Here is an 8,819-nt window from a genome sequence, read left to right on the forward strand (position 1 = left end):
GTGGTCGGGGCGGCGGTGGCGCGCGCACGCGCCGAAGGACGGCCGGCGATCGTCGCCACCTTCGATCCGCATCCGGTGCGGCTGTTCCGACCCGATACGCCACCCTTTCGCCTGACCACGCTGGCGCAGCGCGAGCGGTTGTTCGCGCAAGCCGGCGCGGATGCGATGGTGGTGTTCCGCTTCGACGGCGCGCTGGCGGGGCTGTCGGCGGACGCATTCGTGACCGATCGCCTGGGTGGAAAAGCCATTCGTGACCGAGCGGCTGGTCGCGGCCTTGCGCGTCGGCGGGGTGGTGACGGGCGAGGACTTCACCTTTGGCGCGCGCAAGAGCGGCAATGTCGAGATCCTGCGCGCACTGGGTGCCGTCCATGGCTTTTCCACCCAGGCGATCGGGCCGGTGACGCTGGACGGTGAGCCGGTATCCTCCAGCCGCATCCGCGCGCATCTGCGGCTGGGCGAGACGCGCGCGGCGACGCGGTTGCTGACCCGGCCGTTCGCGATTCAGGGTGTGGTGCAGCACGGCGACAAGGTGGGGCGCACGATCGGCTACCCCACCGCGAATGTCGACATGGGCAAGTATCTGCGGCCCGCCTACGGCATCTATGCGGTGCGCGGGCGGCTGGCGGACGGGCGTGTGCTGGACGGCGCGGCGAACCTGGGCATCCGCCCCAGCTTCGACCCGCCCAAGGAATTGCTGGAGCCGCATTTCTTCGACTTTGCCGGCGACCTGTACGGGCAGCGGATCGAGGTGGAGCTGGTCGATTATCTGCGGCCCGAGGCGAAGTTCGACAGCCTGGACGCGCTGGTGGCGCAAATGGATGCGGACTGTGCCCGTGCGCGTGTGATTTTGCGGGGCTGATTCTGAAGGGCTGACGGGGCCGGGCAAAGCCGCTAAGGGCGGCAGACTTATGACCGACACGCCCGAGGCCGCCAAGGATTGGCGCGACACTGTCTTCCTGCCGAAGACCGATTTTCCCATGAAGGCCGGACTCGCCGCCAAGGAGCCGGCGATCCTGGAGCGCTGGGCCAGAATCGGGCTGTACCAGCGGCTGCGCGCCGAGCGGCAGGGGCGCGAACGCTTCATCCTGCATGACGGCCCGCCCTACGCCAATGGCGACATCCATATGGGCCACGCCATGAACAAGGTGCTGAAGGACATCATCGTCCGTTCGCAGACCCTGGCGGGCAAGGACGCGCCCTATGTGCCCGGCTGGGACTGTCACGGCCTGCCGATCGAGTGGAAGGTCGAAGAAGCGTACCGCGCGAAGAAGCAGAACAAGGACGAGGTGCCGGTCGCGCAGTTCCGCGCCGAATGCCGCGCCTATGCCGACAAGTGGGTCGGCGTGCAGCGCGCGCAGTTCGAGCGGCTGGGGGTGATGGGCGACTGGGCCGATCCGTATCTGACGATGACCTATGCCGCGGAAGCGACGATCGTCGGCGAGCTGTTGAAGTTCGCCGAGTCGGGACAGCTTTACCGCGGCGCCAAGCCGGTGATGTGGTCGCCGGTCGAGAAGACCGCGCTGGCCGAGGCCGAGGTCGAGTATGAGGATGTCGTCTCGACCCAGATCGATGTCGGGTTCGAGATTGTCGAGGCGCCGAACGCGCCGGAACTGGTCGGCGCGCATGCGGTGATCTGGACGACGACGCCGTGGACCATCCCGGTGAACCAGGCTTTGGCTTACGGGCCGGAGATTGAGTACGCACTGGTACGCTTCGGCGCCGTTGGTGAGGCAGGTGATGATTTCGGCGTCATCTCCGAAAAGTTGTTCGTTATTGCCGTGCCGCTTGTTGAAGCATTCCGAAGCCGAACTGCGCAAGGCCGGGTGTTAACAGAACGGACAAGTCCTGACTCTGAACCTCAGATTCTAGGCACCATCACTGGCAAGCAACTCGAAGGCGCCATCGCCCGGCATCCGATGCACGCACTCGGCGGCTTCTTCGCCAAGCCCCGGCCGATGCTGCCGGGCGAGTTCGTCACCACCGATGCGGGCACCGGCCTTGTCCACATGGCGCCCGATCATGGGGAGGACGACTTCCTGCTGTGCAAGGCGCATGGCATCGAGCCGGTCTTCGCGGTCGATGGTGCGGGCATGTACCGGGCGGACTGGGCCTGGCTGGGCGGTCAGGGATCGGTGATCAACAAGAAGTTCGTCGCGTCGGACGGGCCGATCTGTTCGGACCTGCGCGCGGCGGGTGCGCTGCTCGCCGCGACGGATGATTTCAAGCACAGCTATCCGCATTCGTGGCGGTCGAAGGCGAAGGTGATCTTCCGCGCGACGCCGCAGTGGTTCATTCCGATGGATCGTGCGGAGCAGGCGGAGCCCGCCGCTCCTGTCCTGACCAGCGGTGATCCGGCCGACCTGCAACTGGGCCATGCCCAGGGCAATGGCGCGACGCTGCGCGAGACCGCGCTGGATGCAATCGGACGGACGCGGTGGGTGCCGTCGCGCGCCGAGAACCGTATCCGGTCGATGGTCGAGGGCCGGCCGGACTGGGTGATCAGCCGGCAGCGCGCCTGGGGCGTGCCGATCGCGCTTTACGTCCACCGGGCGACGGGTGAGTATCTGAACGATCCGGCGGTCAATGCGCGGATCGTGGAGGCTTTCCGCGCGGGCGGGGCGGATGCGTGGTTTACCGCGGATCATCAGGCGCTGCTGGGTGGCAATTACGATCTGGCCGCGTACGAGCCGGTCAACGACATCCTGGACGTGTGGTTCGACTCCGGTTCCACCCACGCCTTTGTGGTGGAGGCGCGCTTCGGCGAGGGCACGCGCGCGAACCTGTATGTCGAGGGGTCCGACCAGCATCGCGGCTGGTTCCAGTCGTCGCTGCTGGAAAGCTGCGGCACGCGCGGTCGGGCGCCCTATGACGCGGTGCTGACCCACGGTTTCGCGCTGGACGGGCAGGGCCGCAAGATGTCCAAGTCGCTGGGCAATGTGGTCGATCCGCTGAAGGTGATCGGCGAATCGGGTGCCGATATCCTGCGCATCTGGGTCGCCTCGGTCGATTATTTCGAGGATGTGCGGATCGGCAAGGAGGTGCTGGCCACCGCATCGGACAGCTATCGCAAGCTGCGCAACACCTTCCGCTATCTGCTCGGCGCGCTCGACGGGTTCGAGGAGGAAGAGCGGGTCGCGGTGGAGGCGATGCCGGAGCTGGAACGCTATGTGCTGGCGCTGCTCGGGCAACTGGACGCAGAATTGCGCTCGGCGGCGGAGGCGTTCGAGTTCAACCGCTATCTACGCGCGCTGACCGATTTCGCGAACGAAGACCTGTCGGCCTTCTTCTTCGATATCCGCAAGGATGCGCTGTATTGCGACGCGGCCGACTCGCTGCGGCGCCGCGCCTATCGCACCGTGCTCGACACGCTGTTCCATACGCTGGTCCGCTATGCCGCGCCGATCATCTGCTTCACCGCGGAAGAGGTCTGGCAATCGCGCTACCCGTCCGAGGACGGATCGGTGCATCTGCTGGAATGGCCCGAACTGCCCGCGTTGCCGGGCGACGACGCCCTGTCGACGCGCTGGGCCGAGGTGCGGTCGCTGCGTACGCGGGTGACCGAGGCGATCGAGCCGCTGCGGCGCGAGAAGACGGTGCGGTCGTCGCTGGAGGCGGAGGTATCCGTGCCGGCGCTGCCGCTGGACGAGGATGCGCTGGCCGAGGCGTTCATCGTTGCCGCGGTTCGCCCCGGCGACGGGGTGAACGTGACGCGCACCGACTATGCCAAGTGCGGGCGCTGCTGGCGGCATCTGCCCGAGGTGAGCGCCGATGGCGGCCTGTGCGACCGGTGCGACGCGGTGGTGTCACGTGGCTAAGCTTCCCCGTAGCGGCCTGCCACGTACCGGCCTGCTGGTGGCGCTGGCGCTGTTCATCGCGGATCAGCTAAGCAAGCTGTTCGTCACGCAGGGGCTGGGCATCCGCTATCTGGGCGACGTACGCGAGGTGCTGCCGATCTTTGCGCTGCGCTTCGTGCCCAATTACGGCATTTCGCTGGGGCTGCTGACTGCGGACGGAACCTTGCAGCGCTGGGCGCTGGTCGCGCTGACCAGCGCGATCGCGGTGGGCGTGGCGGTATGGATGACGCGCGAGCGCAACCGGGCCGACCAGATCGCGCTGGGATGCGTGCTGGGCGGAGCGCTGGGCAATATCCTGGACCGGGCGCGGCTGGGCTATGTGGTCGATTTCGCCGACCTTCACTTCGGTGAGTGGCGTCCGTTTTTGGTCTTCAATGTCGCCGATGCGGCGATTACGATAGGCGTTCTGGTTCTGCTGGTCCGCGCCCTGTTGGTGCGCGACAAGGCTGCCCCTGTGGAGAATAGCAATGCGTAAGTTGGTGCCCGTGATCGCAGGTCTGTCCTGCGCCGCGCTGCTGGCGGGCTGTGGTGGCCGTGGGGGTCTGGACCGGGCGCGACCCGACGAGTTCGCCGTCGCGCGTCAGGCGCCGCTGGTGATCCCGCCCGATTTCGCGCTGGTGCCGCCGCGGCCGGGTGCCGCACCGCAGGCGACGGGCGGGCAGCAGCAGACGCTGGATGCGCTGTTCGGCGGTCGGGCGCAGCGCAGCGCCGGCGAGCAGGCGGTGGTGAGCGCGGCGGGCGACGATGCGGCGGATGCGGGCATCCGCTCGTCGGTGGGCGATCCCGAAACGAACGTGGTCGACAAGGGCACCACGACGCGCGACATCGTGGCCGCGCCCGAGGGTGACGGCCAGGACGCACGCGCCGGCGCCCAGTAAGAGGCTCTTTGGAAACGTGCTGAAGGCACGTTTCGCGGCGCCGGCCCACTCCCCCACCCGACCTCCCACAGAGTATCCTTGATGGGAGGTCGGGTGGGGGAGCGGGCCGCCGCCGCGCCGAAACTCGCTGTTTCGCGAGTTTTCAAACGGGCCCCAAGTACCACAGCAAAAGGGGGCGGCTTCCACATCCGGAAGCCGCCCCCTTTTTCGCACTTGGCCTGCCCGATCAGAACGCGGCGGTGAGCGAGAACAGCACCGTGCCGTTGGCGATCGATTTGCCGCCCGGTTCCTGAAACTTCGAGAAGTTCGGCTGGAGATAGGCGGACTCGGCACGGGTAATGTCGGTGTCGATGTACGAGACGTTAAACGTCAGGTTCTTGTACGCGACCACATCGGCACCGATCGCCCAGTCCCAATATTCGCCGGTGGGCGCCAGGCTGGTGCCGTTGGGGCCGAGGCCGGGATTGCCGTCCGAATAGCCGATATGGGCCTTCAGCGTGGCCGGGGTGCCGGGTATCGCGACCACGCCGTCCCCGGTCAGATACACATTGTGCTGGCGCTGGCCGCGGCTGAACGGGGTGTTGGAGAAATTGCCGAGCGAGGTCTGCTTGGGCGCGTAATAGACCCCGGCGGTCAGCGTTGCCGGGCCTGCGACGCCCGACAGGCGGCTGAAGAATTCCACCACGTCCGATTCGGAGAAGCCGCCCGGATAGGTGTACCAGGTGACGCCCGCATCGACGGTGGCGGAGCCGACGGTGGTCTTGTAGCCGCCGATAGCGTCGAGTTCGAGATTGGCACCGCCGAAGGTGCCCCAGCCGGCCAGATTCGACCCGAAGGTACCGATATAGAAGCCGCTTTCGTGCGCGACGGTCAGCGCGCCCTGCACGGCGGCGTTCCTGTTGGTCTGGGAGATACCGCGCAGTCGGTAGTCGGTCAGAACCGCGACGCTGCCGCTGACCGTGATCGGCTCGGGCGGGGCGGTGTCCTGGGCGAAGGCGGGGGTCGCGGCCGCCAGCGTGAGGCCGCCCAGAAGTAGAGTGGAGAAGCGCATCGTTTCCCTTCCAAACGGAGAAGTCGATGTTCTCACCTGCATATCGCCGGATGCAGCATCTGTTGGCGGCTGGAAGCCGGCTGTGCTGTCTATCGGGCGATGTCCGATTTGTGACAGCGGCTGTTGCAGCGCACAAGTCTATTCTTGCGTCGGTACGGTGTGGTGCTGACGCTATGTTGCGTGAAAGTCACAGCAGGGGTGCGGTATCTTCGGGTGGCCTGGTGCGGATATGCACGTCGCGTTGGGGATAGGGCAACGTGATGTCATGGTCCTTGAAGAGCCACCACAGGCGGTTGAGCACGTCCGAGCGGACGTTGCCGACCCCGCTTTCCGGGTCGCTGATCCAGGCCAGTATCTCATGTTCCAGCGCATAGTCGCCGTAGGACATCAGCCAGATGGTCGGCTTGGGGCTTTTCAGGACGCGCGGCGACTCGGCCGCGGCGCGCAGCATCAGTTGCTGGGCCAGGCGCAGGTCCGCGTCATAGGATACGCGCACCGGGATGCGCACGCGGACGTTGCGGTCGGAATAGGACCAATTCTCCACCTCCTGCGTCATCAGGTTCTCGTTGGGGATCAGGTGTTCCTTGCCGTCGCGGGTGACGATGGAGACGGCGCGGACGCCGATCTTGTTCACCCAGCCGATCTCCTGCCCCAGCGCGATGACGTCGCCGGGCTTGATCGAGCGGTCGAGCAGGAGGATGATGCCGGCGATCAGGTTGCCGATCGTCTTTTGCAGGCCGAAGCCGACAGCGAGACCAAGGCCGCCGGAGAAGATCGCGAAGGTAGTGAGGTCGATCTCGAGGAGGTCGGTGCCGAAGAAGAAGGCGGCGACGACGATGGCGATGCTGGCGAGCTTCTGGCCGAGCAGGCGCTGGGTGGGATCGAGGCCGCGGGCATGGGCGATCCAGTGTTCGACCACCCGGTTGGCGAGCCGTACGACCGCGTAGAGCGCGACGACGGTGACCAGCATGGTGACGAGCAGCATCAGCGAGAAGCGGCGCGTGCCGATGTTGAAGCCGATCGCCTCCAGCACCCGGATGATGGGGGCAAGGCCGCCGACCGCCTGGCTGAACAGGCCGACGAACAGCATGGCGGCGGCGGCCCAGGCCATCCAGCGTGGCAGGCCGAGGCCGCGCAGCATCTGCACTGCGGCCAGCGCGGCGGTGATGCCCAGCGCCAGCCCGATCGGTGCCTGCGCCCAGGGCGACCAGTGCCAGGCCGCCGACAGGATCGCCAGCAGCACGGCGGAGGTCAGATAGCGGGTGATGGTGCAGAGCCGGCCGGCGACAAGCTCACCGTGATTGGCGGCGTGGCGGGTCCAGAAGCCGGCGAAGCGCGGCCCGGCGACGCGACCCGCCACGGTACCGGCGCCGAGCATCGCCAGCATCAGCCCGGTCGCGATCGCGGCCTCGATCCCCTCGGCCTGCGACGGCAGGTCGAGGCCGTTGGCCTGAAGCCATTCGGGGAGCGTCATCCCAACGTCGCGCGGAACCGGGCCAGCCCGCGATCGAGATCGGCGATCAGGTCCTGCGGGTCTTCCAGTCCGATCTGGAGGCGGACGATCGGGCCGGCAAAGTCGCGGCGGGCGACGGAGCGGATGCGGCCGACATCGACCGGCGTGGCGAGGCTTTCGAAGCCGCCCCAGCTATAGCCGATGCCGAACAGCTCCAGCGCATCGATCAGCGCCGCGCGCTCCGCCTCGCCGCCGCCGTTCAGGACGAAGGAGAACAGGCCGCTGGAGCCGGAAAAATCGCGTGCCCAGATGTCATGGCCGGGGCAGGAGGGGAAAGCGGGGTGCAACACCTCCGCCACCTCGGCACGATCCTGCAGCCAGCGGGCGATGGTGAGGGCGCTGGCCTGATGCCGGTCGAGCCGGACCGCCATGGTGCGCAGGCCGCGGCTGCCCAGCCAGCTATCGTCCGGGCTGGTGACCTGGCCGAGCTGGAAGCTGGTGTCGCGCAGCGCGGCGAAGCGGCCGGGGGCGGCGGTGACCGAGCCGAGCATCACGTCCGAATGGCCAACGACATATTTGGTGGCGGCGAGGATGGTATAGTCGACGCCCTTGTCGATCGCCGAAAAGAAGAGCGGCGTCGCCCAGGTATTGTCGAGCAGCGTCGCGATCCCGTGCTCCTTCGCCACCGCGACGATGGCGGGCACGTCCTGCACCTCGAAGGTGAGGCTGCCGGGGCTTTCCATGAAGATGGCGCGGGTGCGATCGCCGATCAGGTCGGCGATGCCGGCACCGATCAGCGGATCGTAGAAGCGGGTGGTGATGCCGAACCGGGCGAGCAGCGAGGCGGTCATCGCGCGCGTCGGCTCATAGGCGCTGTCGACCATCAGCAACTCGTCGCCGGGCGACAGCACCGCGAGTAGCGCGGCGGCGATTGCGGCAACGCCGGACGGATAAAGGAAGGTCGCCTCAGCCCCCGGCTCCAGGCTGGTCAGCGCATCGGCGAGCGACCACTGGGTGGGCGTGCCGCGACGGCCGTAATAGAGGCGGTGATGCGTGTCGCGGCCGGCGCTGGCGCGCAGGTCGGCGATCGAGTCGTACAGGATGGTGGAGGCGCGCCAGACGGGCGGATTGACGATGCCGGCGGTCCATTCCTTGCGCCGGCCGGCCTGTACCACGCGCGTGGCCGCACCCAGCGTATCGTCGTCCTTCATGTCAGTCCTTTGCCTTGGGCATGTCGGGATGGCTGCCCCATTCGGCCCAGCTTCCGTCGTATACCGTCATCGGGTGGCCGAGCAGATGGGCGCCAAAGGCCAGCACGGCGGCGGTGATGCCAGATCCACAGGTGGCGATGACGGGGCGTTCAAAATCCACGCCCGCATCGGCGAATGCAGCGGCGAGAGCCGGCCCGCGCTTCCAGCGGCCATCGGCGTCGAACAGCCGGGCATAATGCAGGTTCTGCGAGCCCGGAATGTGGCCCGGGACGACGCCGGCGCGTGGTTCGGCCTCCGCACCGGCGAAACGGGCGGGGGAGCGGGCGTCAACAACCTGCTCGGCGCCGCTGGTCAGGTTCGCCTGCATCTGGG

At 67.4% G+C, this 8,819-nt stretch carries 7 protein-coding genes and 1 pseudogene; 4 read left to right on the forward strand and 4 right to left on the reverse strand.

Annotated features, from left to right (window positions below; genetic code table 11):
* From ribF to Q0U08_RS14455, 4 genes and pseudogenes are all read left to right on the forward strand, one after another.
* Window positions 1-859, forward strand: a pseudogene (gene ribF / locus Q0U08_RS14440) (riboflavin biosynthesis protein RibF); the annotation flags it as partial.
* 49 nt (window positions 860-908) lie between these two features.
* A complete protein-coding gene (gene ileS, locus Q0U08_RS14445) occupies window positions 909-3,815 on the forward strand; it encodes an isoleucine--tRNA ligase (RefSeq protein ID WP_298092145.1) in 2,907 nt (968 codons plus the stop codon).
* On the forward strand, window positions 3,808-4,329 hold the full coding sequence (gene lspA, locus Q0U08_RS14450) for a signal peptidase II (RefSeq protein WP_298092147.1): 522 nt from the start codon (window positions 3,808-3,810) through the stop codon (window positions 4,327-4,329). Before ileS ends, lspA begins: the two co-directional genes overlap by 8 nt.
* Complete coding sequence (locus Q0U08_RS14455) at window positions 4,322-4,732, forward strand: DUF3035 domain-containing protein (protein WP_298092148.1); 411 nt, start codon at window positions 4,322-4,324, stop codon at window positions 4,730-4,732. Before lspA ends, Q0U08_RS14455 begins: the two co-directional genes overlap by 8 nt.
* Before the next feature lie 226 nt (window positions 4,733-4,958).
* On the opposite strand, the gene Q0U08_RS14460 is transcribed toward Q0U08_RS14455, so the two are convergent.
* The 4 genes from Q0U08_RS14460 to Q0U08_RS14475 form a co-directional block, all read right to left on the reverse strand.
* Entirely contained in the window at window positions 4,959-5,783 is an 825-nt protein-coding gene (locus Q0U08_RS14460) for a TorF family putative porin (RefSeq protein WP_298092149.1), read from the reverse strand.
* Window positions 5,784-5,970: 187 nt separating this feature from the next.
* Complete coding sequence (locus Q0U08_RS14465) at window positions 5,971-7,257, reverse strand: mechanosensitive ion channel domain-containing protein (protein ID WP_298092151.1); 1,287 nt, start codon at window positions 7,255-7,257, stop codon at window positions 5,971-5,973.
* On the reverse strand, window positions 7,254-8,447 hold the full coding sequence (metC, locus tag Q0U08_RS14470; RefSeq protein WP_298092152.1) for a cystathionine beta-lyase: 1,194 nt from the start codon (window positions 8,445-8,447) through the stop codon (window positions 7,254-7,256). Before metC ends, Q0U08_RS14465 begins: the two co-directional genes overlap by 4 nt.
* Window position 8,448: 1 nt before the next feature.
* On the reverse strand, window positions 8,449-8,819 hold a 371-nt coding region (locus Q0U08_RS14475; RefSeq protein WP_298092153.1), incomplete at its 5' end, for a rhodanese-like domain-containing protein.

This window comes from uncultured Sphingomonas sp. (assembly GCF_946477935.1).
Lineage (GTDB): Bacteria > Pseudomonadota > Alphaproteobacteria > Sphingomonadales > Sphingomonadaceae > Sphingomonas.

Bases quoted from the DNA above. Each gene is read 5' to 3' on its own strand.
- Q0U08_RS14455 (WP_298092148.1), top strand. From the start codon at position 4,322: ATGCGTAAGTTGGTGCCCGTGATCGCAGGTCTGTCCTGCGCCGCGCTG.
- ileS (WP_298092145.1), top strand. From the start codon at position 909: ATGACCGACACGCCCGAGGCCGCCAAGGATTGGCGCGACACTGTCTTC.
- Q0U08_RS14465 (WP_298092151.1), bottom strand. From the start codon at position 7,257: ATGACGCTCCCCGAATGGCTTCAGGCCAACGGCCTCGACCTGCCGTCG.
- metC (WP_298092152.1), bottom strand. From the start codon at position 8,447: ATGAAGGACGACGATACGCTGGGTGCGGCCACGCGCGTGGTACAGGCC.
- Q0U08_RS14460 (WP_298092149.1), bottom strand. From the start codon at position 5,783: ATGCGCTTCTCCACTCTACTTCTGGGCGGCCTCACGCTGGCGGCCGCG.